The 24,592-nt window shown below is 60.9% G+C and carries 23 protein-coding genes; 13 read left to right on the top strand and 10 right to left on the bottom strand.

Annotation, left to right across the window (positions count from 1 at the left end):
- Positions 1-68 precede the first annotated feature (68 nt).
- From BN1724_RS06620 to BN1724_RS06630, 3 genes are read right to left on the bottom strand one after another with little or no spacing between them, the layout of a single operon-like run.
- Positions 69-818 (bottom strand): alpha/beta fold hydrolase, encoded by a 750-nt coding sequence (locus BN1724_RS06620; protein WP_058234723.1) that lies wholly within the window; start codon positions 816-818, stop codon positions 69-71.
- Positions 815-1,603 (bottom strand): DUF998 domain-containing protein, encoded by a 789-nt coding sequence (locus BN1724_RS06625; RefSeq protein WP_058234724.1) that lies wholly within the window; start codon positions 1,601-1,603, stop codon positions 815-817. The genes BN1724_RS06620 and BN1724_RS06625 overlap by 4 nt, the downstream gene beginning before the upstream one ends.
- Before the next feature lie 45 nt (positions 1,604-1,648).
- On the bottom strand, positions 1,649-2,887 hold the full coding sequence (locus BN1724_RS06630) for a dicarboxylate/amino acid:cation symporter (RefSeq protein WP_058234725.1): 1,239 nt from the start codon (positions 2,885-2,887) through the stop codon (positions 1,649-1,651).
- 246 nt (positions 2,888-3,133) lie between these two features.
- Between BN1724_RS06630 and BN1724_RS06635 the strand changes: the two genes are divergently transcribed.
- Positions 3,134-4,234 (top strand): SPFH domain-containing protein, encoded by a 1,101-nt coding sequence (locus BN1724_RS06635; protein ID WP_058234726.1) that lies wholly within the window; start codon positions 3,134-3,136, stop codon positions 4,232-4,234.
- A 176-nt stretch (positions 4,235-4,410) separates the two neighbouring features.
- Here BN1724_RS06635 and BN1724_RS06640 read toward each other — a convergent pair whose 3' ends face one another.
- The 4 genes from BN1724_RS06640 to BN1724_RS06655 form a co-directional block, all read right to left on the bottom strand.
- The gene (locus BN1724_RS06640; RefSeq protein WP_058234727.1) at positions 4,411-4,863 is read right to left on the bottom strand and encodes a PTS sugar transporter subunit IIA; all 453 of its coding nucleotides are present in this window, start codon (positions 4,861-4,863) and stop codon (positions 4,411-4,413) included.
- On the bottom strand, positions 4,860-5,093 hold the full coding sequence (locus BN1724_RS06645) for a PTS transporter subunit EIIB (protein ID WP_058234728.1): 234 nt from the start codon (positions 5,091-5,093) through the stop codon (positions 4,860-4,862). The genes BN1724_RS06640 and BN1724_RS06645 overlap by 4 nt, the downstream gene beginning before the upstream one ends.
- A 192-nt stretch (positions 5,094-5,285) precedes the next feature.
- Complete coding sequence (locus tag BN1724_RS06650; RefSeq protein ID WP_058234729.1) at positions 5,286-5,549, bottom strand: PTS transporter subunit EIIB; 264 nt, start codon at positions 5,547-5,549, stop codon at positions 5,286-5,288.
- Entirely contained in the window at positions 5,546-6,277 is a 732-nt protein-coding gene (locus BN1724_RS06655) for a GntR family transcriptional regulator (RefSeq protein WP_058235828.1), read from the bottom strand. The genes BN1724_RS06650 and BN1724_RS06655 overlap by 4 nt, the downstream gene beginning before the upstream one ends.
- A 281-nt stretch (positions 6,278-6,558) precedes the next feature.
- Here BN1724_RS06655 and BN1724_RS06660 point away from each other — a divergent pair, with 281 nt between their 5' ends.
- The 4 genes from BN1724_RS06660 to BN1724_RS06675 all read left to right on the top strand — a co-directional run bounded on the left by BN1724_RS06660 (position 6,559) and on the right by BN1724_RS06675 (position 10,453).
- Positions 6,559-7,935, top strand: coding sequence for a PTS transporter subunit EIIC (locus BN1724_RS06660; RefSeq protein WP_058234730.1), 1,377 nt, complete (start codon positions 6,559-6,561; stop codon positions 7,933-7,935).
- Between the two features lie 161 nt (positions 7,936-8,096).
- Positions 8,097-8,552: a PTS sugar transporter subunit IIA gene (locus tag BN1724_RS06665; RefSeq protein ID WP_058234731.1), complete on the top strand. Its 456-nt coding sequence runs from the start codon at positions 8,097-8,099 to the stop codon at positions 8,550-8,552.
- A 147-nt stretch (positions 8,553-8,699) separates the two neighbouring features.
- A complete protein-coding gene (locus BN1724_RS06670) occupies positions 8,700-8,972 on the top strand; it encodes a PTS sugar transporter subunit IIB (protein ID WP_058234732.1) in 273 nt (90 codons plus the stop codon).
- 11 nt (positions 8,973-8,983) lie between these two features.
- Complete coding sequence (locus BN1724_RS06675) at positions 8,984-10,453, top strand: PTS ascorbate transporter subunit IIC (RefSeq protein ID WP_058234733.1); 1,470 nt, start codon at positions 8,984-8,986, stop codon at positions 10,451-10,453.
- 130 nt (positions 10,454-10,583) lie between these two features.
- Here BN1724_RS06675 and BN1724_RS06680 read toward each other — a convergent pair whose 3' ends face one another.
- Positions 10,584-16,313 carry a beta-galactosidase gene (locus BN1724_RS06680; RefSeq protein WP_157085794.1) on the bottom strand — a complete coding sequence of 1,910 codons (5,730 nt, stop codon included), beginning with the start codon at positions 16,311-16,313 and terminating at the stop codon, positions 10,584-10,586.
- 191 nt (positions 16,314-16,504) lie between these two features.
- Between BN1724_RS06680 and BN1724_RS06685 the strand changes: the two genes are divergently transcribed.
- The 5 genes from BN1724_RS06685 (at position 16,505) to BN1724_RS06700 (ending at position 19,100) form a co-directional block, all read left to right on the top strand.
- A complete protein-coding gene (locus BN1724_RS06685; protein WP_058234735.1) occupies positions 16,505-17,152 on the top strand; it encodes a hypothetical protein in 648 nt (215 codons plus the stop codon).
- Between the two features lie 48 nt (positions 17,153-17,200).
- Complete coding sequence (locus BN1724_RS06690) at positions 17,201-17,425, top strand: ribbon-helix-helix protein (RefSeq protein ID WP_058234736.1); 225 nt, start codon at positions 17,201-17,203, stop codon at positions 17,423-17,425.
- Complete coding sequence (locus BN1724_RS06695; protein ID WP_058234737.1) at positions 17,425-17,766, top strand: type II toxin-antitoxin system PemK/MazF family toxin; 342 nt, start codon at positions 17,425-17,427, stop codon at positions 17,764-17,766. Before BN1724_RS06690 ends, BN1724_RS06695 begins: the two co-directional genes overlap by 1 nt.
- Positions 17,767-18,079: 313 nt before the next feature.
- Positions 18,080-18,214 carry a hypothetical protein gene (locus BN1724_RS13430; RefSeq protein WP_269447054.1) on the top strand — a complete coding sequence of 45 codons (135 nt, stop codon included), beginning with the start codon at positions 18,080-18,082 and terminating at the stop codon, positions 18,212-18,214.
- A gap of 100 nt (positions 18,215-18,314) precedes the next feature.
- Positions 18,315-19,100: a phosphatase PAP2 family protein gene (locus BN1724_RS06700; protein ID WP_058234738.1), complete on the top strand. Its 786-nt coding sequence runs from the start codon at positions 18,315-18,317 to the stop codon at positions 19,098-19,100.
- Here the strand turns inward: BN1724_RS06700 and BN1724_RS06705 are convergent.
- On the bottom strand, positions 19,048-19,791 hold the full coding sequence (locus BN1724_RS06705) for a GAP family protein (protein WP_231928178.1): 744 nt from the start codon (positions 19,789-19,791) through the stop codon (positions 19,048-19,050). The genes BN1724_RS06700 and BN1724_RS06705 overlap by 53 nt on opposite strands.
- A 188-nt stretch (positions 19,792-19,979) precedes the next feature.
- Here BN1724_RS06705 and BN1724_RS06710 point away from each other — a divergent pair, with 188 nt between their 5' ends.
- From BN1724_RS06710 to BN1724_RS13290, 3 genes are read left to right on the top strand one after another with little or no spacing between them, the layout of a single operon-like run.
- Positions 19,980-21,662, top strand: coding sequence for a sensor histidine kinase (locus BN1724_RS06710; protein ID WP_058234739.1), 1,683 nt, complete (start codon positions 19,980-19,982; stop codon positions 21,660-21,662).
- Positions 21,659-22,306 (top strand): response regulator, encoded by a 648-nt coding sequence (locus tag BN1724_RS06715; protein ID WP_058234740.1) that lies wholly within the window; start codon positions 21,659-21,661, stop codon positions 22,304-22,306. Before BN1724_RS06710 ends, BN1724_RS06715 begins: the two co-directional genes overlap by 4 nt.
- Before the next feature lie 7 nt (positions 22,307-22,313).
- Positions 22,314-22,481 carry a response regulator transcription factor gene (locus BN1724_RS13290; RefSeq protein WP_231928179.1) on the top strand — a complete coding sequence of 56 codons (168 nt, stop codon included), beginning with the start codon at positions 22,314-22,316 and terminating at the stop codon, positions 22,479-22,481.
- Between the two features lie 201 nt (positions 22,482-22,682).
- Here the strand turns inward: BN1724_RS13290 and BN1724_RS06720 are convergent, their stop codons facing one another.
- Positions 22,683-24,530, bottom strand: a complete 1,848-nt coding sequence (locus BN1724_RS06720) for a DUF4091 domain-containing protein (protein ID WP_058234741.1) — start codon at positions 24,528-24,530, stop codon at positions 22,683-22,685.
- Positions 24,531-24,592 lie beyond the last annotated feature (62 nt).

Genomic DNA, 24,592 nt, shown 5'->3' on the forward strand with positions numbered 1-24,592 from the left:
CGGGCACGCGTCGCGGTTCAGGCACCATTCTCAGTCGGGTGTGAGAGTCAGTCGGGCCTACACCTCGGTCAGGGCGCGAGTTTTGATCGACGCGCTAGTAACCGGTCTCGCACCTCGATAATCCCTCGCGCTACCGACAACGGGTCATCCCGCATCACCAGGTGCCCAGACCCCATCACCGGGCTCACGTGGACGTCAGCGCCATCGGCCCGCAGAAGATCAGCGACGGCTTGCTGCGCCTGCGCCCAATGTCCGTGACGATCGCGCTCACGCCGATACGCGGGCAATTGTTCTACTAGCAGGCCATCGAGCCTGCGGTGCTCTTGCCGCAGTATCCGCACCTGCCGGGTCATATCACCAAAGGCCGCATTTTCGACCAGTGCGGTGGCGCCTCGGGTGGGAAGCTTGCCGGGCAGAGCTGACAGCACCGCGTAGAGACTCCGTTGCGCCGATCTCGACACCTTGGCCCTTATTCCCGTCGCCGGTGCGGGCTCACTCGTGGCCGTGCTTCCATCGACGAGCACCAGGGCATCGACTACGCCCGGTTGAGTCCGCACCAATGCCTCAGCCACCAGCGCAGACATCGAATGAGCGACGAGGATGACACTCTCCCCGGGTCTGCGAGCAGCAGCGCGGGTGAGCCGATGAACCTCGTCGGCCAACGTGACCTTCCGGGGAGGTCCGTTGCGTCCGCAGGTTCCCGGTCTGCTGATCGCCATCATGCGCACACCGTCGGGGAGAACCCGGCACACGGGAGCAAAAGAGTCTCCGCACATGCCCAGGCCTGGAGCTAATATCACGAGCGTCGGTGAGGTCATCGTGTCCCCTGCCGCATGGCACGTGCGACCAACAGCATCCATGCCGCCGAGAAAATCAGTTGGAGTCGCTGCACAATCCCAATATAGGGATGCCACCCAAAGTCACCTGCCGCGGTCGCCAGAAGCATGATCACGGTGGCCACCGTCAGCGCTACACGCACCTTCCCTGACCGGAGCCAGGCATCGGCCACCATCGCCGTCACCATCCCGGCAGAGGCCAGCACGCTGGTCCATGAGTGGACGGTGTGCGCCAGCGGCAATAAGTTTGCGTCTTGCTGGGCGAGGCACATCGGGTCGATGGAGGCCACGCAGTGCAGCGGGCTGATCACGTCCGCGATTGTGAACACCCCAAAGGCGACGAACCCAAAGTGGAAGGCAGTGATCACAGCAGCTCGACGGGGCCGCGCCTCAGCAGAGTGGGGACCGCGGTGCTGAGGGGTGCGGTGCTGGAGGGCGCGGGATTGGGGGTTGTGAGCAGACTGGCTAGGCGAAGCGGAGGGCGCAGCACAGCCCGCCGACAGCGCCAATCCGGCTGACCTGGTCGGCATATAACGGCTCATCACAAACCCGAGCAGACCAATTAGAATCAGCATAAAACCGGTCAGTCCGTCGGCGAATCGGAAGAGCTCGGAAAACTCTTGGTCAACTGCCGACAGCTCGGACACATATGACCGCGTAATCAGGGTCGGAGTCCCAAGCAATGGGGAAATCAGCCATAGCGAATACACGATAGTCGCCGTGACAAGTAGGTACGGACGGATATCGAAGCGGGATGATGTGGCCATGTCCCTTTTACGCTACCAAAGTCAACGGCCGCAGCTCGGGTGTGTTCACACCGTGGCTTGAATCTTTTTCATACTCCGATTTCCGAACAGTTTGTCAACGACAACGGCAATGGCGCCATCCCCGGTGACGTTGCACGCGGTTCCGAACGAGTCAATCGCGATATAGGTTGCGATCATCAGGGCTACGGCAGTTTCGTCAAACCCGAGCATCGACTGCAAAATGCCGACGGCGGCCACGATTGCACCCCCGGGAACGCCCGGCGCAGCAATCATGGTGATACCGAGCATGAAGATAAACCCTATGTACTGCCACAGGGAGACGTCCATACCGGTGATCACGATGATGGCCAGCGAAAATGCGACGATCTTCATCGTGGATCCGGCCAAGTGGATGGTTGCGCATAGCGGCACGGTAAACGAGCCGATCTCTTCACGCACACCATTGCGGCGCACACATTGCAGCGTCACCGGAATAGTGGCCGCCGATGAGCTGGTCCCGAGCGCCGTCGCATAGGCAGGCATCATGCGGCGAAGCAACACCAGGGGATTACGCCGCACAATCGCCCCGGCCACGCTGAACTGTCCAAGCAGCAACAGAATATGCAGTACAAAAACGATCAGCATGACGGTCGCGAAAGTCGCGATAACTACCCGAATCTGTCCGTTTTTGGTCAGCGACAGGAACATTCCGAAGATATAAATCGGCAGCAGCGGCACAAGAATACGCTCAATAAGCAACGTAATAAGGGAGCGCAACTCATCGGCCCCGCGGCGCAGGGTATCCCCCTGCACCATCGTCAACCCCACGCCCACCACAAATGCAAGCAAGAGAGCTGTCATCACGCCGAACACCGGAGGCATTTCAATACTGAAGAACGGAGTTAAAAAGTGTTTCTCCGGGTTATCCAAAGTGCGCGCCGCTCCCGAGGAGAGCACGAGCGGGAAAAGGTTCCAGCCGACGGCCAGCGTTAAGAACCCCGATAGCAGGGTGGACGCATACGCAATCGCCGCGGTCACCGCGAGGTAGGCACCTGCGCCTCGCCCCAGCTCAGCGATGGCTGGGGTCACCATCCCGACGATAATTAGCGGGATTGAGAAGCCTAAGAAGGCGCTGAACAGGCTGTTAAAGGTGACAAAAACCTGTGCAAGCAGATCCGGCATCACAAATCCGAGCCCGATCCCCAGCACCATGGCCACCACGATGCGCGGCAAGAGCCCAATCCGGTTAAACCACCGGGACGTGCGGGTCGGTTGATCAGATGAGGAGGGGCCGGGGGTGACCATGGGAACTCCTTGGACTAACTTCAGGGCGTAACGGGGAGCCGACGGCATATGAAGCGACCGGGACATCAGCTAGCCCCGCACACCTCACCGGGGGGACGCTAGCATGCGCTCGGGTGCCCGCGCCGCCGCTGCCCATAGACATCGACTTTCGTCGTCTCGCTGCGAGGGCGCCCCCTGGTACTTTGGTCACACGAAATGCCTAACGCATCATGCGGTGAGGCGACTGACCTCAGGGAGTTCATTCGGATGGAATTGGGAATAGGTTTAGTAATCATAGTAGTCCTTATCATTGCCGCCATCTTGTTTTTCGTTTTACTCTTTGGCGGTTTGCGGACGAGTGTGCTGTTCACTGTTCACACGCAAGAGAACATCATCGTCGAGAGGTTCGGAAAGTTCCTACGGGTCGCATCTCCCGGTTTGAACTTTAAGATGCCGATTATTGACCGGCTCACCAGGCCGATTTCACTGCGTATTCAGCAGCTTGAAGTCAACATCGAATCCAAGACGAAGGACAACGTTTTCGTTACGGTGCCGGTCGCGGTCCAGTACGTCATCCGTGAGAGCCAAGTTGTTGACGCTTACTATCGTCTGTCCAACCCCGAAGCCCAGATCCGCTCGTATGTTTTTGACACCGTGCGTTCAGCATTGTCGGGTCTGAACCTGGACCAGGCGTTCGAGTCCAAGGACGACATCGCGAAGTCGGTCGAGGAGACCCTGTCGCATCGGATGGTGGAGTTCGGTTTCAACATTGTTAACACCCTGGTCACCGACATCTCCCCCGACCCCCGTGTGCGCGACTCAATGAACTCCATCAATGCCGCTCAGCGCGACCGGGTCGCCGCCCAGTCCCTGGCCGAAGCCGACAAGATCAAGCGAGTCACCCAAGCCGAAGCCGAGGCCGAATCAAAGCGTCTCCAGGGTGAGGGCGTGGCCGCCCAGCGCAAGGCCATTGCCATGGGTATCGCCGAGCAGTACGAGATGCTGCGCAAGGTCGGTATCGAGAACACTGCCGAGCAGCTACTGCTCATGACGCAGTATTTCGACACGATGCAGGACATCGCGCGCAATGGCCGCTCGAACGTTCTGTACCTGCCCTCCAACCCCGGAACCATTGGTTCCATGAGCGATGAAATCCGCAACGCTCTGCTCCAAGCGCAGGCAGCGGGCGATGCCAGCACTCACGCCACGCCGAGCCGGGAAGAAAAAGCACAGGCAGCTGAAGCCGAAAGTGAGCACCGCCGTCAGGTAGCGGAGAATGCCCGGCGTGCACAGGCGAACGCCCAGGCTAAAGCTCAGGCAAAGGCTCAGGCCAAAGCCCAGCAGTTTAAGCACCCCAATCAGTCGTAACCCTTGCCGGTTGCGCTAAAGACGAGCTGCACTCGTTGCTCGCAGCATAAAACTCTCTGCACGTTCGCATAAAACACGCATAAGAACAGCGGCGGGGTCGGATTCATGTACGCATCCGACCCCGCCGCTGACTTGTATCTACGATATTGTGGCCCTGCGGCAGCCTGGCACCGCCATTAGGCGCCGCAGATCAGCAGCCCCGTGGTTGTCACCGAATGGCCGATCTCAACCGCCGAGGCCCAATCCGACTGGACCTCACCCATGAGAACAACCGGGCAGATCGCGGAGCGTCCGCCCTCCCGGATCGCAGGCGGGTTCCAGGAAATCATCGGATCGCCTTGGGCGACGCGGTCCCCCTCGGATACCAGCACCTCAAAGCCCTCGCCGTTCAGCTGCACGGTGTCGATACCGAGGTGCACCAGCACCCCGAGACCGTCATCGCCGGTGATCACAAACGCATGCGGGTGAACCTTCACAACGGTGCCGTCAATCGGCGCAATCGCTGTCGAGGGAGCATCCTCCGGCTCGATAGCGAGCCCTTCCCCGACGATCCCCGCCGAAAAGACCGGGTCGGGGACGTCTTGCATGGCGACGACGGTACCCGCAACAGGTGCTAACAGATCGCTCACGAGTACAGATCCTCGATGTCAGAGGCGATGTTGTCCGCTTCGGGGCCGACAACAACCTGGATGGAGCTGCCCTGCACGACCACGCCGAACGCACCAGCCGCTTTGAGGGCTGCCTCGTCCACGAGATCAGGATCGTTCACCTCGACTCTCAGCCGAGTGATGCAGGGTTCCAGATCATCGATGTTGTCTTCGCCTCCCAGCGCGGACAGAATCTGCTCAGCCTTGGTCATAGTTGCCCTCCTATGGACATCTGCTCCGTTAGGGAGTCATGGTGTTCAAGCGTCAAAGCCCCGCAGCACGGCGCCACTGGTCCAGACAAGTTGATTCGACCGCAGACTCGTCCCGGTGTCAAGCGGATCTGGAAAACGCGGGGAACAGCCACCAAGAAACCGGTGTGAAGCGGGCAGATCTCTGCATGCAGGTCAGTCTTCCCAAATACTTTCGGCAACATCATCAGCCAGGAACTCCGCCGTCGGGCCGACGATAATCTGCACCGCGGTGCCAATCGCTGAGTACCCATGGAAGGGCAAGGCAGCCAGCGCTCTACGGTCCAACAGGTCGGGATCAACCACCTGGACACGCAAACGCGTCACGCAGGGTTCCAGCTCAACGATGTTTTGAGCACCCCCCAGAGCCGACACGATGCGTTCGATAACTCCCTGGGGACCGCCAGATTGGTGGTTCATGCCGCTCCTCCCGCACGCATACCCGCCCTGCGCGATCCTGTAGGCCCCGCGATGGGCACCCAGAGCGTGTACTTATCCCCGCGATAGTAAGACACCGAGAACAGGACTGGCACCGATTCGGCGAAGGTTCGCCGGGAGATCTTTAAAGCCGGTGATCCGCATTCCACGGACAACACCTCCGCTCCGTCGTCATCCAGCACCACTGCTTCGATGACATCCTCACCCCAGGTTGGGGCATAACCGCGTTCTTCAAGTTCTTCATGCAGGCTAAATGGAACCGCTGTAGCGATTAAACCCGGCAACAGTTCCGCTGGTAGCCAGGTGGTTTCGTCCGCCACCGGAATCCCGTCAGCCAAACGAATTCGGCGCACCAGGTACACCGGCGCACCGACCTCCAAACCTAGCGATGCGGCCACTTTGACTGACGCGAGCTCCTGCGTCGCCGTCAACACTTTGGATGACGGGATCATGCCGCGGCTGCGCATCTCCTGCGAAAAAGACTGGATGCGCGGCTGCAAGTCAATCCGGGGCTGCGCCACGAACGTCCCCTTGCCTTGGACCCGCACCAAAAGTCCCTCATTGACCATCGCATCGACCGCTTGGCGCACGGTCATTCGAGAGACCTCAAAACGCTCACACAGACTGCGTTCCGAGGGGATGGCATCCCCCGGCATGAGCCCAGCCTCCAGGAGTCCGCGCAGGTAGGCCTGGACTCTCACGTATTTCATGCCCGCCATTATCACGCGAGTTGCCGACGCTTTAAGCCAGATCCGGTGCAGGAACATCTTTTTGCACCCTCTCCCACCCCGCCGCATAGCGATGTGGCCCACAGATAGCGATGTGGCCCACAGGAGGTATCGGTTGGACAACCGCAACCCCGACGGGCTTGACAGACCCGACCTTCGCGGCTTTCACTGATGTGTAAGTGGTCCAGACAACTAGATGTTGGTGCGAAGCCTCGCACGGGGACCAAGACGATCACCGTCGCTCGACGCGGAGGACACCTACTATGGCGGGACAAGCGGGCTCGGCAACTGCCGCCCCGAAGAAGAAACGTTCAATCCCTGGATTCGCTCAGGCCCAGCGCGTTGGCCGTTCGCTGATGATGCCCATTGCATCTCTGCCGGCGGCCGCACTCCTCATGCGCATCGGCCAGCCAGACATGCTGGGTAAAGAAGGTCTTGCCCAGTACGCACACTGGCTAGAGCCCGTAGCCGAAGTTCTGGCGGCTGCTGGCGGAGCCATCTTCGACAATCTGCCCCTGATCTTCGCCCTTGGCGTTGCCATCGGCTATGCCAAAAAGGCTGATGGTTCCACTGGCCTGGCCGCCGTCATCGGCTACCTGGTCATGAGCAATGTCTTTAAGGCGCTGGCACCGTACTGGGGCTCGGCAGGAAATGATGGCGAGAAAGTCATCAACTACGGGGTCCTCGGCGGCATCGTCATCGGTATCGTCGCCGCCCTGCTCTACCAGCGGTTCCACCGCACCAAACTGCCCCCGTACCTGGCGTTCTTCGGCGGGCGCCGTTTCGTGCCGATCATTACCTCATTCGCCGCTGTGCTGATCGGCCTCGTACTGGGGATCATCTACCCGCTGTTCAACTGGCTGTTCAACGAAAAAATTGGCAACTTCCTGATGGAACACGCCGCGAACCCCGGTACCGGGTTCATTTTCGGTACCCTCAACCGGTTGCTGATCCCCTTCGGTCTGCACCACCTGCTCAACTCCCTGCCCTGGTTCCAGCTCGGCTCCTGCACCAACGACAAGGGCGCCACCGTTCACGGTGACATCACGTGCTTCTTCGCCGGTGTTGACGGAACCAACGCCTGGACCGGCTCCTTCATGACCGGTTTCTTCCCGATCATGATGTTCGCTCTTCCGGCAGCTGCTCTGGCCATTTACCACACGGCAAAGCCCGAGCGGAAGAAGATCACCGGCGGCATCATGCTGTCAGTGGGTCTGACCGCGTTCCTCACCGGTATCACCGAGCCTCTTGAGTACGCCTTCGCCTACGTCGCCTTCCCGCTGTACGCGGTCCACGCGGTGCTGACCGGTACCTCGCTGGCCTTGGTGAATGCTCTCGGCATTAAAGACGGATTCGGCTTCTCCGCAGGTCTGTTCGACTATCTGCTGAACTTCGGACGAGCCAGCGACCTGTCGGGAAGCGCATGGAAGGTGCTCGCACTGATCTTGATCGGTTTGTGCTATGCAGTGATTTACTACCTGCTCTTCCGCTTCGCAATCACCCGCTTTAAGCTGCACACTCCGGGCCGGGAAGACGGCACCGAAGGCGAAGCAGTGTCGGTATTCGACGAAGCACAGATCGCCGCGGAAAAGCGTTCCGGAAAGAAAGCCGCAGAACCCGACCGCGGTCAAAAGAAATAGCGACCCACCACAGTCGCACCTAACTATAAATAGTCACCCCAGATCATCACCCGGCGATCCCTACCCCAGGGACCACCGGGTGATATCTTGTGATCCTAGGCACACTACCTGGGTGAGAGTCATAAACCGCAGGGTGACCGAACCGTTCGAGGAGGAACGCAATGACCACAACCTCTGCTCTGCTAGACCTCCTTCCCGCATGCGCGATCAAAACCAAAGCGCGCGCCGTCTCGTGGCGGGACGCTGTGACCATGGCCGGCAATCTCCTGGTCGACGCAGGTAACACCACCCCGGTGTACATCAATGCCATGATCGACGCGATATTGCGCTACGGGCCGTACGTCGTGATTGCCCCCGGGGTAGCCCTAGCCCATTCCCGCCCCGACACATCCGTGCTCAGCACCGGATTCTCATGGCTGAGCCTAGAAAAGCCCGTGGAGTTCGGCTCCACCGTCAACGACCCAGTACACCTCGTCATCGGCCTTGCAGCAACGGATGCAAAACAGCATGTGCAAGCGCTGGCTGTTGTCGCCGAGCTGATTTCCGACCGCAAGCGCCTGGACGCGCTGTTAGCGGCGCCCGATGACGATGCCCTGCGCGCTGCACTCGCCGAGTAATACTCGCCGCGCAGCACAATCAGCAGACGCCAACGGACCATTCGCACCATCAGCAATCAATCCTCCACATCGACTAGCCTCCGCTAACCCACTAGAGCCAGCAGCGCTATTGGTCAGCCCACGCACCTCATCCGAAAGGAAAGCCTTATGAAGATCATCGCCGTGTGCGGAATGGGGATTGGAACCTCAATCATCCTCAAAATGACCATCGACCGCGCAATAAACGACCTCGGTGTCGATGCCGACGTCGAAGCCGCCGATATCTCCTCCGCCCGCGGGGCCGCAGCCATGGCCGATCTAGTGCTGACATCCGCTGAGCTCGCGGACGCACTCGGAGACGTCGACACCCCCATCGAAGTCATCACCGATTTCACCGATGTTGACGCCGTCAAAGCGGCCATTTCCCGCCACGCCGATTAAGCAGGGCTGAGATGGGGATTGTCCTGGCCATCGCGAGTTTCATCGTTAACCAGATTCTGTCGGTCCCCGCGTTCCTGGTCGGGATCGTGGTGGCCATCGGGTTGATCGCGCTGAGACGCAACACCGGCCAGGTCATCGGCGGCGCGCTGAAAGCCGTGCTCGGATTCCTGATTTTGTCCGCCGGTGCATCCGTAGTCACCTCGTCCCTGGAGCCGCTCGGGGAGATGATTCTCGGCGCCACCGGAGCGCAGGGAGTTGTGCCGACCAACGAAGCCATCGTCTCCATCGCCCAAAATCAATTCGGCACCATCACCGCCTGGGTGATGATCGCTGGATTCGCGGTGGCGATCATCCTGGCCCGCTTCACCCCGTTGAAGTACGTCTTTCTCACCGGCCATCACGTGTTCTTTATGGCCACCATGCTCACCGTGGTTCTGGCAACCGCGAAGGTCAGCTCAGTTATTCAGGTGGTGGTCGGGGCTATCCTCCTGGGCACCATCATGGTGGTCATGCCCGCGTTGGCACATCCGTGGATGAAAAAAGTTACCGGGAACAACAAGCTCGCCATTGGCCATTTCGGAACCCTTGGATACATTGTGTCGGGCGCTATCGGTCAGGCCGTGGGACGTCGTTCAAAATCCACCGAAGATATGCGCCTGCCGCAATCTCTGCATTTCCTTCGCGACTCCATGGTTGCTACCGCTCTATCAATGGTGCTGTTTTACGCGGTGTTCTGCGTGGCCTACCTTCTGCGCGCCGGAACTCCTGCCGCTTTAAAACTGTTTAACTCCCCCGACGTCGGCGCATACGTGGTCACTGCTCTCACCAAAGGCCTGATGTTCGGGGTTGGGGTTGCCATCATCCTCTACGGGGTGCGCATCATACTCGGCGAGCTAGTACCCGCATTCCAGGGCATCGCCGAGAAAGTCGTCCCCGGGGCGGTCCCAGCTTTGGACTGCCCGATTGTGTTCCCGTTCGCACCCAATGCAGTACTGATCGGCTTTATTTTCTCCTTCGCAGGTGGCCTGCTATCCTTGGGCGCCTTAGCGTTAATTTTCGGCCCGCTATTCGGCCTCGCCCTCATTTTGCCCGGGATGGTCCCGCACTTCTTCACCGGCGGAGCTGCCGGAGTATTCGGCAATGCCACCGGCGGACGCCGCGGCGCGATGTGCGGCGCATTTGCCAACGGCATCATCATCACCGTCCTCCCCGCCCTATTACTCAAAGTGCTCGGTTCCCTCGGGTTTGCAAACACCACCTTTGGCGACGCCGACTTCGGCTGGTATGGGACACTCATCGGCCACGCCATACAGGCTGGCCCCATCATCGGAATTATCCTCACCCTGATCATCGCCGCGATTTTGGTGGTGGGTGCCTCGTGGTGGCAGCGGCGGGTGGTGAACCGCGGATGGCTACCAGCGGCAGGGCACACCGAGTTTTTAGCCGAGGTGAAGAAAGCCGACAAAGCCAAGCGGGGGTAGGGCCGAAGCCGGCTTGATAGCTAAAGGTCAAGGCCTGGGCGACAGCACGGGCAGAAGCTGCCCTGACGGTTGACAGCCAGGGCAGCTTTGATGGTCGAGGCGTGACGGTTACACGCGGGAGCAGATCGGCTCAGGCATCACCGATGACCGTGGCTCGACGGATCCACACCGAAATTTCCTGAGTATCCAGTCCATCAGCCCCGCATCTCTGCACCCCTGAGCCTGCGCAGCGACGGCGCTCAATCCCTCCCGGATTCCACACCCGTTCAGCCATGGCGCGCAACGGAAGACGCATGCCGTCCTCAATCTGCTCCGGCGTTTCAGCCTCGGGCGCATCGCACCACAGAGCGAAATAGGAACCCGTAATCCATGCGGGCGTGGGATCCAGCCAACTCTGCGGAATCTGGCCATGGTCGGGGCACGGCGCGGGCCGAGTGGAGAAGATACCGGGGGACCAATTCAAAGCTGCGGCTGCCGTCGGATGTACGTCGTAGGCGCGACCCGGCGTGGTCACTACATAGTAGAAGCGGGAGTCATTGGTGTTGATCACCGTGTGCCCGCGTTCAGCGAAGCGCTCCACCGGCGCAAACGCCCGATGCCAGGCCGTCCAGTACATCACCGTGATGTGTGGATCCAAACCCAGACAGGTTCCGGGAAGATAGGACGCATCGTTCCAGGCCCTCACCTCCTGCACTCCGAGCACGCGCAAGCGGGTAGCTACCTCGTGGAGGAAATACGTGTACCCGTCGAGCACACTCGCACCCTCCCCGACCTGATCAATCGCATACGCGGCAAGCTGCGGATAACGAGCAGCCAGCGGTGCCTGCCACGATGCGGGGTCATCGGCGGACACTTCCTCCATGCTGAAGACTTCATCACCGCCCAAATGCCAGGATCGCGAAGGGAACAGGGGCACGAACTCCTCCAGCAGATCCCACAAAAGCTGTCGTGCCTCGGGATTGGAGTAGTCCAGGATCTTCCGGCCTTCGTCGCTGTCACCGGCGCGATACTCGGGGTTCTGCGCGAGGATCTGGGCCATATGACCGGGCACATCGAGCGCGGGCACAATCCGAACGTGATAGTGCTCAGCCTCTGCTACAAGCTGCTTCACCTCGTCCCGAGTCAAAAACTCACCGGACATAATCTCCGGGTGCGACCGACACTCCACCCGAAAACCTTCATTTTCGGAAAAATGAAGCTGGAGTTCATTCAGTTTCACGTAGGCGGCCTGACGCACCTGCCGAATCAGCCAGTCCAGATCGAAATATTTGCGCGCGGCATCAATATGCAGACCTCGCACTGGCTTATTTGGCTCATCGACCGCAACCGCCGGGGGAATCTCAGTATTGACCCGTAGCGCCTGGAGCGCGCTGCGGGTTGCCCAGAACAGTCCATCCCGGCCAGCTCCGCGCAGATCGAGATAGTCACCGGCCACAATCCGATAAGCCTCCGGGCTGGTGGTGCCGACGACCTCTCCGTACCCGAGCACGATGTCTCCCGGTTGCGGTGACGGTTCATCCTGCGAGGTCACCACGGGAAGATCCCGCCCGGTAATGCCCCTAAGGTCGCGGCGCAGAAGCTCAGCATCTGCGGTTAAGGATTGGATGTCTCCGCGCGGCGTGGAGTTTTGATTGTGCGGGGCCGGGGGCACCGGGCGCAGCAGAATCCGCGAGGTGGGGGTGAGACGGAACGGGTTACCGCTGGTAGCCGTCAGATTCTGAATCGTGGGAACTACACAGGCCAGGCCCGAGTTATCGAGCAACCGGCGCGGCGCAACCACCTCGGGAAGATTGTGCAGCGCCCCGGTCGAGGAATGGACCGGCACGAGCCGGATCGCCTCTGGGCCCGCACCTGCCGCTTTCGCACTGATCACCGCAACCACCGTGTTGGCACCGCGCTGGTTCAGCAGGCCCAACGGTACGGTGAAGGCATTTTGCGGTCCGATATCACCGATGAACACCCCGACATTCCAGCCGTTGACGAACAGCACGATCTGGCAGGGATCATGGCGGCCCTCCTCGAACCGGGAGGAGTCAATCACCAGTTGCCATGCGGTGTCCTGGTCCGTCGGCACGTCGAGTGTGACCGATGCGCGATACCAGCACACCCCTGGCCGGTCGGCGACCAGACTGCTCGTAGAGCTCCAGCCAGCGGGGACACCTGCGCTGTCAGCTGCTGCTGCATGGGACGCCGGGTCAGCGGGCAGTTCCGGGAGGTACCAACCGTGGCGCTCTCCGCCCAGGCCCCCGACGTTGTAGATCGTGCGGGCGGTATCCCAAGGGGTATCGCGGTCGATCGCCCCTTGCAGCCGCCACATCACGGCCTCGGTGGCGGGAAGTTCCGCATCGAACAGCCCTCGGTTCTGCCTGGATAGTCCATCGTCTGACCAGTCAAGGTTCTGCCCGAGATTGTGCACCAAAACCGCCAGCACCACTTCACGGCCCGGAGCGAAGTCGTGCTCTGCACCGGGGCCATAGCCCGACGCTAGATTAGGCCCAGCACATTCCTGCGCGCCGGTCTCTACGGGCTCGACCCTATCTGAAGGCACACCCGTATCCTTGCTGGTCACGGGCGGAATAGGCAGGGTCTGCCAGGTGCCGTCGGCGGTAGCAGCGCCGAGATAGTGGCCGTTGAGCCAAACCTGCATGAACGCCGGGGCTTTACCGTGCGGAGGCTGACCAGTGCCGCCGTTGCCGATCAGGCGAAGCTGACCGCCGTCACCTGGCAGATCGGCGAGCGTAAACCGCGCCCGATACCATACGGCGCCTTCGTAAAACCCGTAGTGATTCGAGTCCAGCACCACGCCTTGGGTACCGGGGCCTTGCCACGGCGTGGAACCCACCGTCGAATCCGCGACCTGCCAGGACGAGTCGTCGAAATCAGGGCGGAACTCATCGTCGTCACGGCGGGCGATCCAGGTGAGCTCAGGGGCGCTGACCGACACCGGGCCTGGCACCTGGCCGCACGCCTCAGCGCTGCTCAGACCGGCAACCTCCGGGCTATCCGACCCGACATCCCTCGTCTTACCCGAATCGACATCCTCCCCGCTGCTCACACCACCAGCGAGCTTTTGCCCGTTCCAGGTGGCCTCGGTGATGCCGTCGGGGCAGTCCAGATATATCGTGCCCGGCTTGCACATTCCGCCGGTGACATGGGCGCTCTGCCCGTCGATGAGAACGCCGCGCACGAATTCAGCGCCATGAACCACCACGATGGTATTTCCGTCCGCATCAATGGCCTGCAGATCAATCGCATCCGACGCCTCACCGCGGACGAACCACACGCTCGCGGCCTGTGCCCGCCCCATTGGTCGCAGTACCAGCGTATGGGCAGCTGCGACATCACCCGGGGCCGGATCGATGCGAATGTCGAGACCGCCGTGCCCGCGTTCAAAACCGCCCCGCCCGATCGCGATATCTTCGCCGTTACAGACATCCACGCCGGCGTGAACACCGGCGCCGTCGCATTCGCCGTTGGTGTTGGGGCTAGCACCGGCGTTGGGTTTGGAGTTGACGGGATGCTCGGCCAGCCTCGCGCCGTCGCCCTGGGTTTCATTCTCCGGCATTCCATGCCGGTAGTTCAGCCGAAGCTCGCCACGCGTTTCATCCCACGTCGTCTCCACTTCGGCAGCGCCTGTACCCGACGCAGTCACCACCGGAGGCTGGTCGTAGCGCAGCACAGTTTCGCCGGGGTCGCCGTCATAGCCAACGAGGTACTGCACCGTAGATCGCTGTCGATCGGCGCCAGCATCAGCATTCCCGCTGTCAGCGCGGCCCCCAATCACCCGGGAAAGCGGCTCACCGAACAGCTGAGAGGTGGTGTACAGCAGCCGATGTTCACCTATCCGCAGATCAGCAGCCATTAATAGGGCATCCCGACCGTGCAGGTGCAACTGGTCACCGGCGCGCTGAGGAATGCGCTCCCAGCGCGGGTGATCCCGATCAGTGGCTGGTTGCTGAGCCTGAGTAGGTGACGGGCGATGCCCGTCCGATGGGCTCTCCCCCAACCCGGTGTGGGGATGCGCCTGAGCATTCACGCTTGGCTGTTCAGCAGCACTGGTGTTCGGTTGTGCTGAAGCGCTGGGCTCCACGAGTTCTAAAGCATCCAGTGCGACCACGCTGCCCCGGCTTCCCGTGGCCGGTGTGCCCAGGACCTCGATGCTCAGAGAATGCTCCCCCGCCGGCAGATCCCGTACCTGGAGAGCAACAAATTGCGTGGGGCGATTTTGATCGGTGGGCACCCAACCGGTGATGGTGCCCCGGTCAGTGCCGTCAATGATCACTCTCGCCATTCCGTGATCGGTGCCCGTTCCGAGAATGACATCTACCCCGACGCCTTTAAACGAACAGGTCACGCGATCCCCCGCAGTGGCGGAGCGGGTGAGAGTGCCGTCATATGCTGACGAATCATTCACCTGTTCCCAGGACCCCTCGAAATGCACCTGTGGGTTCCGGTCATCCAGTCGCAGGGTTGAGGCGAGGTCGGGGACCTCAGATGCGGGTGCCAAATCGAGAGAGATGGTGAAGGACACCTCGGATTCGCTGTTGGAGTCCGCCAACCGGTATCCGAGCATCCTCGGGGCGCCGTGCGCGGTGGCGGCAAGCACGCCCGGGTCGGTCGCGATCCGCTGGTAACCATGGATTGCAGCCCTGCCGCCTGTGCTTTCAGTCCCCGCACCCGAGGTCCTGGTATCTTTCACCGGGGCAGGTGCGACCGGGCGCATAGACGCCAGGTCCGGCAGCGCATCTTGGTACGCGGCAAGTTCCTTTTGTACTGCGAGTTTCGGCGTCACCACGCGGTTCTCGTCAATCGCAGCCCCATAGTCGTAGCTGGTGAAACCCGACGACGGGGAGCCGGTCCAACCCCAGTTCGTTCCCCCAAACACCATGTAGTAATTGAACGCGGTGACACCATTACCGATATTGCGCACACCCCACTGCCGGGTAAAGGCACCATCGACGTACCGGGCCGCCTGAGCAATGTCGACATTCGCACCCCACGGAGTGAAAGTGCCACCCTGCGATTCGGTGATGAACTGCGGAGAGGACGAAGTATGCCGGCGGGCAGTGCTCTCGGATTCCCCGATCAGCCCGCGAGACGCTGTGCTGTCAAAACCGAGGGGATAGTAGTCGTAGGCATAAAAATCCAATCCATACTGTTTAACATCGCTGAACCGACCGCCGAGCGCGAAATCGTTATGAAAGACGGGCACGGCGATCCCGCCGCTGCGCACATGATCGGCGAGTATCCGCACGAACTCTGCACGGTCCCCCTGATCAGTGAGCATCTCGTTTTCAACCTGGTACATGAGCACGCTGCCACCGCCGTTGCTCACTTGATGGCGCGCAATGATGTCGGTAACCGCGCTCATCCAGGCGAGGCTGTCACGCAGATTGTCCGGGTCCAGGCCGCGCAACGGACCAGGTCGGTTCGTCATATACGCGGGCAGGCCCCCCATCGAAATTTCGGCGTTGATGTAGGGGCCGGGACGGGCGATCACATAGAGCCCTTCTTCCCGCGCCATGGTCAGCAGCAGATCGAGGTCGCGAATACCTGAGAAGTCAAACGGGCCATCCGGTGCGCTCTGGTGGAAGCCCCAGAAGAAATAGAGTGAGACGGCGTTAAAGCCCGCTCCGCGCATTTTCTGGAAGATATCTCGCCAGTGCCCGGGCGAGGGCAGTCGCCAGTAGTGCAGTTCGCCGGAGAAGATATGCAGCCGCGTACCGTCGACGAAGAAGGAACGCTGGTCCCAGGAGACGCGGTGTGGCCTGCGGTCATTTCCCGGGAACTTCATGGTGCCCCGGACCGTTCCGGTCACCTGGAGGTTTGACAGTATGGAACGCGCGTCATCGTGGCTCATAGTGGTTCGATTCCATCCCGCGAAGTATCCCGGTGTCAACCGGACATCAGACATCCCCCGTGACACGAGCGGTCTTTCGACCATGCCTGCCAGTTTCTTCACCATGTCTGCGTCCGTCTGGGGGAAATCCCCCGGAAGAATTCCGGGTTCCCGCCTTCAGCCGGACAGTCGACGTCCATACTCTAATCAGTATGAACAACACCCCTGTCGCCAGCGACAACGCCGCAACTCCGCCTTCGCATGACGAATCGTCGTTCGCCACGCCGCCACTTGCGCAACGCCCTGTCCGTAAGCTCAGCCGGGCAGCGGGACTGACCGCACTGATTTCATTCCTCATCACGACGGTGCTCGTGATCGGTGCCGTCATTGCGTTCGCTGTCGCCATTTTGAGCCCGGCACGCGCAGCCGTCACCAACGGACTCATCAGCACGCCCGAAACCCCGATATCTCTGCACAAGGGCGATACCATCGCGCTGTTCGGCGCGGACGAACATTCCGCCCCTCACCCCACTTGCATGGTCTCAGGGCCTGCGGGACAGCTCAATCTGCACACCCTGAACTTTCCGCACAGCCACGAGTGGGACATGGAGAACCAGGACCACAGCCGACTGCTCGGATGGGTCACGGCTCCGCAAGACGGCACCTACATCGTGCAGTGCACGGGCGCTGAATCGGGTTCTGTCGGCGTGGTCAACATCGCGAACCTCAGCACGATGTGGCGTACCGCTGTGATCGGGCTCATCGCTCTCGTGTTAGCGACGCTCTCCGGGGTGGTGACGGTTGCTGCGTCGGTGGTGTGGCTGGTTCGGATCAGTCAGCAGCTCAATTCCGCAAACTGAGGCAAGAGTAGTAGCCAATCCAGTAGACGGATAGGTATACTCAATCTCATGGGAATGACGACAATCAAAGTCCCAACTGAGCTCCGGGACCGAGTAAACCGCGACGCCCAGGAACAAGGGGTGACAGCGGCGGGCCTCATTGAGGCCCTCCTCGATGAGCATGAGCGCGGACAACGCATGAAAGCCTTTGGTCAAGCATTCAGGACTGCTGACGATGATTATTGGGATGAATTTTATGTATGGGACGTCTCATCGGCGAAAGATCAAGCCTAATGACCGATCTCGTGCGCGGAACTTTGGTCTGGGCTGATCTCAATCCGGTCCGGGGGCGAGAACAAGCTGGCAGGCGTCCTGCTCTCGTAATCTCCAGCAATCTCTACCTTGAGCAAGCCGACACCCTCGCGATCATCCTTCCCGCCACATCGAAGAATCGAGGATGGCCGAATCATGTTCTACTTCGAGGCCCATATCTCAACGTCAAGCAGCCAACCTATGCGATGACAGAGCAGCCTCGAACCGTCACTCGCGACCGCTTCTTAGGGACGATAGGGGTCGTAGACGACGAGACTATGCGGAACATCGACAGGTGGCTACGAGACTTTATGGGTCTTTAATCGACCCACAGCCCATTCTGCATGCAACATCCACTACATATTTCAGGTTCATGGAATGACGCTTCGCAGATCGGTCGATCTGCATCATCGCTCTCGTGTTAGCGACGCTCTCCGGGGTGGTGACGGTTGCCGGGTCGGTGGTGTGGCTGGTTCGGATCAGCCAGCAGCTCAATTCCGCTGAATAAAAGGGTCGCCGAGCCTAGGCAGAGCAGCGTCCAGCGACATAGAATCTACCTGTGCTGGACAAGCCTGCATGAACTTCATGCATGTCCCGTGAACAGTAGTTTTCTCTCTTAGTGTCAGGAGTACAGGCATGAACCAGGTAATGGCCACCGCACCGTCCCTTTTCGTGCCTGAATTTGGCGAGCTGGCTCTTCTCGCCGTCCCGGTTCTCGCGCTCTTCGCGGCCATCGGCGGAACTGTCCTCTACCTGGTGAAAAAGAAATAGAAGCAGGCATCGCGCCCCCTCGAACACCAGGCACACACCGGGCAGCTAAATACCGAAATTTCCCAGCGATTATTCAGCCGACCTGACCACAATCGCCCCCATGCCATCACCCGCGCTCAGCAAAGCCCATTGCCCGACCCATATGGATCAGCAATCGCTGCGCTGGCCGCTTCCCACCGCCCTATGGTGGCGCACCTGGGTCCCCGGAATCGGACTGATGATGGTGATCATCGCGGTGGCAGCGGGGGCTATCGTCACCACCCTTGGCGCTGTCTCCACCGGGGAAGCCTCCCTAGACGCAGCCCTAGCAGCTCACCGCACTCCTGCTATCACCCTCCTCGCCTGGGCTGTCGATATCGGAGTCGGGCCCAAAGGTGCCCCGGTCATCCTCGCCGTCATCTGCATCGGTTTATTCACTGCGCACCGTCGCAATGACGCCTTCGCACTCGGAGCCATGACCTCTATCGGATGGACCGGCGCCGCCCTGCCCAAACTCATCGTCAGACGCCACCGTCCCGGAGCAGAACTCCAACCGTTAAAAGCAGAGCTCGGCCATGACTCATTTCCTAGCGGACACACCGCATTTATCGGCGCGCTCGCAATGGCCGCCGTCGTCCTGCTGATCCGCGCCCGTATGCGCCGCGCTGCCACGGTGATGGCGGTGCTGGGCGTGGCAGCAATTGCGTTTGTGAGCTCAATGCGCATGTATCTCGGAGTGCATTTTCTGGTCGATGTGACCGCCGCCCCACTCTTTTCCTCCGGGGTGATCCTGATCCTGCTGCCGCAGTTTATGTGGTTCTCGAACTGGGCAACCGAACGTACCTCTCAGCTGTTTAGAAGCCGATCAACCCATGCACGCCGCGCACACCGATCACGACGCCGATGATCCCCACCGCCCAGGAAAACGCACTAGGAGCCTGACGCACCGACCACTCTCGGATCCGGCCAAGCAGCTCGTCACCGCGACTCCCACTCATAAGCCGCAGCCCCACCAGCACCAGGCCGGGCGCGATCATCACCACGCAGTACACGGCCAACACCACGGCCACGCTCAAAAACGATATTCCCGCGTTTCCCATAATTCCGATGGCGGCAATGTACGGCAGCATAGACGCCGCCTCCAGGAGACCGGCGGCAAACGCAAGGGCCATCACCGCCCAGCTAGATGCAGCGGCACGCCCCGAACGCTCAACCCAGCGCCGTACCCCCGCTTCCGGATCGCCTCCGCGTTTCACTACTTTCTTGGGGTCGAGCCACAAAGACCACAGCAGCAACACACCACCGACGGCAATCATGCCTACTCTCCCCGGTACGGAATCCAGCAGCGGCCCTACCGACGACACTGCGGGAAGCAGGCCCAGTGCAAGTAAAAGTCCAAGCAGATAGTAGAAAACACCGATCGTCACGAGATACAGCACCACGCGGCCAACAAGCCGCCCTCGCGATACCGGCGCCATGAGCAGCAATAGCGGAATCACCAGGGTGCCGACACTGGTCGAATCGACCAGGGCAAGCGCAAGCAGACCCAGCAGGCTCCCGGTATCCATACCGGTCACGGACATAATGAGCGACGACATGTCCCTATGGTCTCCAGGCACACCCCGGTATATCGCCCGCTAAAAGCATGAGATTCCAGCGTCCGGGAACCTGGTCATCTGGGCATCGCCGAATCGGTCTCCTCCCAAGGGATGAGATACGAGCGCCAGATCATGCACCACGACATGTGGGAGCGCCGGGGCAGAGGAAACTGGCTACTCTCAAGAATGTGACGGAACGCCAAGACGAGTACGCCGGAGTGCCTCTCAGCGAGGCTGACGGAGGTCGCTGCGAGGCTGACGGAGGTCGCAGCGAGGCTGGTAGGGCTCGCAGCCTCGGGATGTCTCACTTAGGGGCACCCGGGTCCGAAGCAGCTCCGGGCGCTATAGCGGTCGGCATCGAGACGACCCGGGCTGAACAGCCTGAGGATAACGGGACCGCGCAGACTGGCAACACAGCAACTCGCATGTCTTGGGGCCGCGATATTGCCGGGGCACTGACCTACGCTGCCATTGTTGCCTTGGTGCTCGCCGGGCCATTCTCTACATCGGGACTACTCGAGGGAATACCTCACTGGCCGCTGAAAGTCACCGCGATTCTGCTCGGGATTGCCTGCCTAGGGCTGTTGTGGAGACGCCGCTGTCCCCTCGTCACCGTGCTGACCACGGGTCTGATCAGCGTCGTCGAGATTTTAGTGACCGGCAGCATCGCCGCCATCATCCTGCTTTATGAGGCGCTGTACCGGGCCATCTTGGAGGGAAGCCTTAGATTCGCGCGGCGCGTCACCGTGGCCGTCTGTGTTCTCGGGTGCGGGCAAACGGTATGGATGTTGATGCACGTCACCGACCTGTATCAGGTCCTCGTAATCGTGTTCGTTGCCCTTATCGTCTGGGGGATGCCGCTGGCCTGGCCGTGGGAAGTCCGCCAGCATCGCGATGCCGCCCGGGTCGCGCATGAGCTCGCGCGAAGCGAACAGAAAGTGGCCGCGCAGCAGCAGCGACTCGCCACCCAAGCAGCGGCGCTCGCGGAGTCCGAACGTCAGCTCGCGGCCCAAACCGCAGCCTGGGCCGTGGTCGAGGAACGACGTCGAATCGCGCGTGACCTGCACGATGTGGTCGCAGGGCATCTGTCGGCAGTGGCTCTGCAAACCGGGGCCGCATGTTCAATCGCCGACGATGAGGTCCGGACCAAAGCTCTCGCCACTGCCCGGAGTGCGTCGGTAGCGGCGTTAAAAGACCTCCGTTCGCTGATCACCGTGCTTCACGACAGTCCTATTGCTCACACCGATGACGAGCTCACTCCCCTGACGGATACCGCTCTGACCTGGGATGATATCGCCTCACGGTTTTGTTGTGGGGTACCGGATACTGCGGTGCCCGCGCCGGCGCCTGCACCTGCACCTGCACCTGCACCTGCACCTGCACCTGCACCTGCACCTGCGACCACTACCCCAGCGACAACGACAAAGACAACGACAACAGATAAAAGCACGATCTGCGAGATTGATCCCGCGATTGACGACCCCGATCTGGTCGACCCGGCGATTCGCACCGCGCTTTTGCGCATTGCCTCCGAGGCTGTGACCAATGCTCTCACTCACGGCGCAGCACCGCGCGGGTTTAGGGTCTGCGTCCATGAGAAAACCGTCGAGTTGAGCTGTTGGAATGCCCTACGCGATCAGGGCACAAAGGCTATCCCTGGATCGGGTCGCGGGCTTATTGCGATGCGTCACCGCGCACATGCGGTCGGTGGCGATCTCACCACCGGAGTGTTTTCACGCGCCGCCGACGTCGTAGCAAAGCCGCAGACCGAGCAGCCCCACAGCCTCCGCCGGTGGGAATTGCACGCCACTTTCCCCACCCGTTCCCGCGCCGTTGATGTCAACATGACCTATGAGGAGACCGCATCGTGACCACCCAGCCGACCGGTAAAATCCCTGATCACACAGCTGTATCGAGACCATCTCGCTCCGTAGCAGGTTCGGCACGATCGGCACTACGCGTCCTCATCGCGGACGACCACGCCGCCGTCCGCGCGGGTCTGCGTCTGATCGTCGAGACGGCTGACGGTTTGGAGGTGGTTGGCGAAGTATGCGACGGACCATCCGCGGTTGAACTCGCCAAAACCGTCCCGGCTGATATCGCGCTCGTGGATGTGCGTATGCCTGGTGCGACCGGGATCGGGATTACCCCGGATTTGCGCGCACTCGGGGTGAAGGTTCTCGTCATCTCGTCCTTTGATCTCGACGATTATGTGCTTGCCGCACTGCGTGCCGGCGCCGACGGGTACCTCGTGAAAACGGAGGAACCTCACCGCATCGTCGACTCGATCCGTCGAGTGGCCGAAGGGGACGCCGTGTTGTCTCCGGAGGTGACGCGGGCCGTGGTTTGCCATCTGACGCCTGACTCGTCGGCACCCAATGCTGGCGAGCACAACCCACCACCCTGCACCCCAACTAGCGGCGCCGAGGGCCACCCGTTTGACACGGCAGATAAAGATCCGTCTTGCACGGCAGATAACCACGCCGAGCGCATTTCGAGCCTTACCCCCCCGTGAACGGGATGTGCTGCGTCTGCTCGCGGAAGGGCTTTCCAACCACGACATTGGGCGCGCCTTATTTATCGAGACCACGACGGTGAAGAGTCATGTCGCACATGTGCTGACCAAACTAGATGTAACCTCGCGTGTGCAGGCAGCTCTATGGTGGCACCGGCACGCCGAACTGCCGTAGTTTTGCCGGCGTACCGGATCGGCAGCAACGCCCCGATCACAGGTCACACCAATCACCGATCACCGATCACGCACAAGTCAACGGTCATACCCAGCTTGCCAGCCATACCTAGCTTGCCGGTCATCCCCAGATTGCCGGCTATAACCAGCTTGCCGGTCACACTGGTTACCGGCCATGCATGGGCAAGCAATCATTAGAGCACTAATCAACCGCATCCCACGCAGCAATTAGCCGCGCCCGCAGGTCGTGATAAGCCCTGCCGTCCACCGGGTAGCGGCGCAGATCAATATCGGCAAACGGACCGAGTAGCCGTGCGAATTCTTCCGGATCGAGCTGAGCTTGCACCGCAGTCAGCAGGCGATGGTCGACGAAGGCGTCGGCTAGCACCCGGTGACGCACTGACCTCCAGATCTGGCCGCCCTCCCCCGGATAAACCACGAAGGTATCGCCGCCAGGGAAAGCCGCCCCGGCTGTGGTATCGCGGAAAGGATCTGTTGATCGCCTCGACAACTGGGTGTTGTAGAAGTTGAAACCCCAGTGCAAAAATCCGGCGGCTCCCGTGGACCACAGCTGCACACCGATCGCGCGATGCCGGGGACGGGGCTGGGCGAAGAACCGGTTCGAGACGTCTTTGGACTGCGCCATGCAGTAGTACAACCAGAAATCATTGCGCTGATCAGCCAACCGAGGGTGGGACAAGAACGCGTCAGCGTGGTCAGTAGCGATCACCGGAAGATCCAAGACTTCAAGCATGTCTACTTCGCTGACCGCGTCTGCCGTCCTAAATCCTCGCAGAAGGTCTGTGACCACGCCGCGCGCCGCTTGGTATCCCTGACGAGCCCAGGCGCCGGGTTCATCGGAGACATGGAAAATAATGCGCCGTGGATCCCAGCAATCAGTGAGTTCGTTGATCAGCGCAGGGAGCAGTTGCTTAAGCAGGTTGCGGTAAGACGGGTCGGTGGCGGGCACATCCCATCCGAATGCGGGTTCCGGGCCATTGCCGGAGTCGATCAAGAACGAGGGACATGCGGTCGCGCCCCACTGAGTGAACAGGTGTGGCATTTCCAGCGTTGTGATGCCGAGCCGCCGACACATCTCAACCCACCATCGCAGCAGCGAGAAATCGAACTCGTACCGCACAGAATCCACGGCGACCTGTGGGGACGTATGTGCGGCTTCCATCGCCCGGGCAGGATCCACCTCGCCCGATGGAGCGTTCCGCGTGGTCTGCGGGACTTTTGCGTTATCGGCGTGGCATGGCGGGACCTCACGAATCCCGACTAACTGGGTGGGCTGGCGCCGAGCACCGACGGCGGTATCCAAGGGCGGGGTCCATACAGGGGTGAGCACGGTGTTCACACCCATCTCGACGGCAGCTTCCAGAATCCGTTCGCACACGCGCCGATGCTCCGGACCGAAAACATCGTGGTCGTAATAGGCAGCGATACCGTCGAGGTGAATCCACTCGGTGTGCGCAATGCTCAGGGGCGGCAGCGCGCGTCGAGCACACCGAACTGGTTGGATAACTGTCCCGAGTGCCTCTCCCGCCGGGTCATAAAGCGTGACCGTGAGCGCCGCGTCACGCTCAATATCGACACCGTCATCATCGCGAACCCGAACATCGAGCCAGAGACTGCGCCATTGCCCGAGGACAGCGGGAATTCCTTCGACGGTGAGGTGTCCCTGCCCATCATCGGTTGTGGGAAGCGGCCGCAGCACGTCGGGGAACAGACCGGGATCCGGGCGCACATAGCCGTCGTCGTGGTCCTCATAGGCGGGCAGATCGCACGGCACCAGGTCCACGGCATAGGCGTGCACGTCGAGACCACTAGGAACCTCAATGCGTGCCCGCATCCCATCGCTCAGTAGGAATGAGGGGGTTGTCGGAGGCTGGTACGCCACCTGCGCCGAGACGATCTCCCCGGGAATCGCTATCAGCGGAGAAACGTCATGCTTAGGATCGCCGCTACTGCGCTCTAGGCCGTCCGCGAAGACAGCGGTCAGCGAATCGACGACATGAAAAGTCCAGGTTGTACGTGATGTCGTCATGGTCTATGGTTTTCTCCTGCGATCCCATCGGTGAGCCTTTTTATTATCCCTGGCAAGACGCG

The organism is Devriesea agamarum, from assembly GCF_900070355.1.
In the GTDB taxonomy this organism is placed as follows: Bacteria; Actinomycetota; Actinomycetes; order Actinomycetales; family Dermabacteraceae; genus Devriesea; species Devriesea agamarum.

Excerpts from the sequence above, each read along its gene's own strand:
- BN1724_RS06620 (WP_058234723.1), bottom strand. The coding sequence starts at position 818 with ATGACCTCACCGACGCTCGTGATATTAGCTCCAGGCCTGGGCATGTGC.
- BN1724_RS06625 (WP_058234724.1), bottom strand. The coding sequence starts at position 1,603 with ATGGCCACATCATCCCGCTTCGATATCCGTCCGTACCTACTTGTCACG.
- BN1724_RS06630 (WP_058234725.1), bottom strand. The coding sequence starts at position 2,887 with ATGGTCACCCCCGGCCCCTCCTCATCTGATCAACCGACCCGCACGTCC.
- BN1724_RS06635 (WP_058234726.1), top strand. The coding sequence starts at position 3,134 with ATGGAATTGGGAATAGGTTTAGTAATCATAGTAGTCCTTATCATTGCC.
- BN1724_RS06645 (WP_058234728.1), bottom strand. The coding sequence starts at position 5,093 with ATGACCAAGGCTGAGCAGATTCTGTCCGCGCTGGGAGGCGAAGACAAC.
- BN1724_RS06650 (WP_058234729.1), bottom strand. The coding sequence starts at position 5,549 with ATGAACCACCAATCTGGCGGTCCCCAGGGAGTTATCGAACGCATCGTG.
- BN1724_RS06655 (WP_058235828.1), bottom strand. The coding sequence starts at position 6,277 with ATGAAATACGTGAGAGTCCAGGCCTACCTGCGCGGACTCCTGGAGGCT.
- BN1724_RS06660 (WP_058234730.1), top strand. The coding sequence starts at position 6,559 with ATGGCGGGACAAGCGGGCTCGGCAACTGCCGCCCCGAAGAAGAAACGT.
- BN1724_RS06665 (WP_058234731.1), top strand. The coding sequence starts at position 8,097 with ATGACCACAACCTCTGCTCTGCTAGACCTCCTTCCCGCATGCGCGATC.
- BN1724_RS06670 (WP_058234732.1), top strand. The coding sequence starts at position 8,700 with ATGAAGATCATCGCCGTGTGCGGAATGGGGATTGGAACCTCAATCATC.
- BN1724_RS06675 (WP_058234733.1), top strand. The coding sequence starts at position 8,984 with ATGGGGATTGTCCTGGCCATCGCGAGTTTCATCGTTAACCAGATTCTG.
- BN1724_RS06680 (WP_157085794.1), bottom strand. The coding sequence starts at position 16,313 with ATGAGCCACGATGACGCGCGTTCCATACTGTCAAACCTCCAGGTGACC.
- BN1724_RS06685 (WP_058234735.1), top strand. The coding sequence starts at position 16,505 with ATGAACAACACCCCTGTCGCCAGCGACAACGCCGCAACTCCGCCTTCG.
- BN1724_RS06690 (WP_058234736.1), top strand. The coding sequence starts at position 17,201 with ATGGGAATGACGACAATCAAAGTCCCAACTGAGCTCCGGGACCGAGTA.
- BN1724_RS06695 (WP_058234737.1), top strand. The coding sequence starts at position 17,425 with ATGACCGATCTCGTGCGCGGAACTTTGGTCTGGGCTGATCTCAATCCG.
- BN1724_RS13430 (WP_269447054.1), top strand. The coding sequence starts at position 18,080 with ATGAACCAGGTAATGGCCACCGCACCGTCCCTTTTCGTGCCTGAATTT.
- BN1724_RS06700 (WP_058234738.1), top strand. The coding sequence starts at position 18,315 with ATGCCATCACCCGCGCTCAGCAAAGCCCATTGCCCGACCCATATGGAT.
- BN1724_RS06705 (WP_231928178.1), bottom strand. The coding sequence starts at position 19,791 with ATGTCGTCGCTCATTATGTCCGTGACCGGTATGGATACCGGGAGCCTG.
- BN1724_RS06720 (WP_058234741.1), bottom strand. The coding sequence starts at position 24,530 with ATGACGACATCACGTACAACCTGGACTTTTCATGTCGTCGATTCGCTG.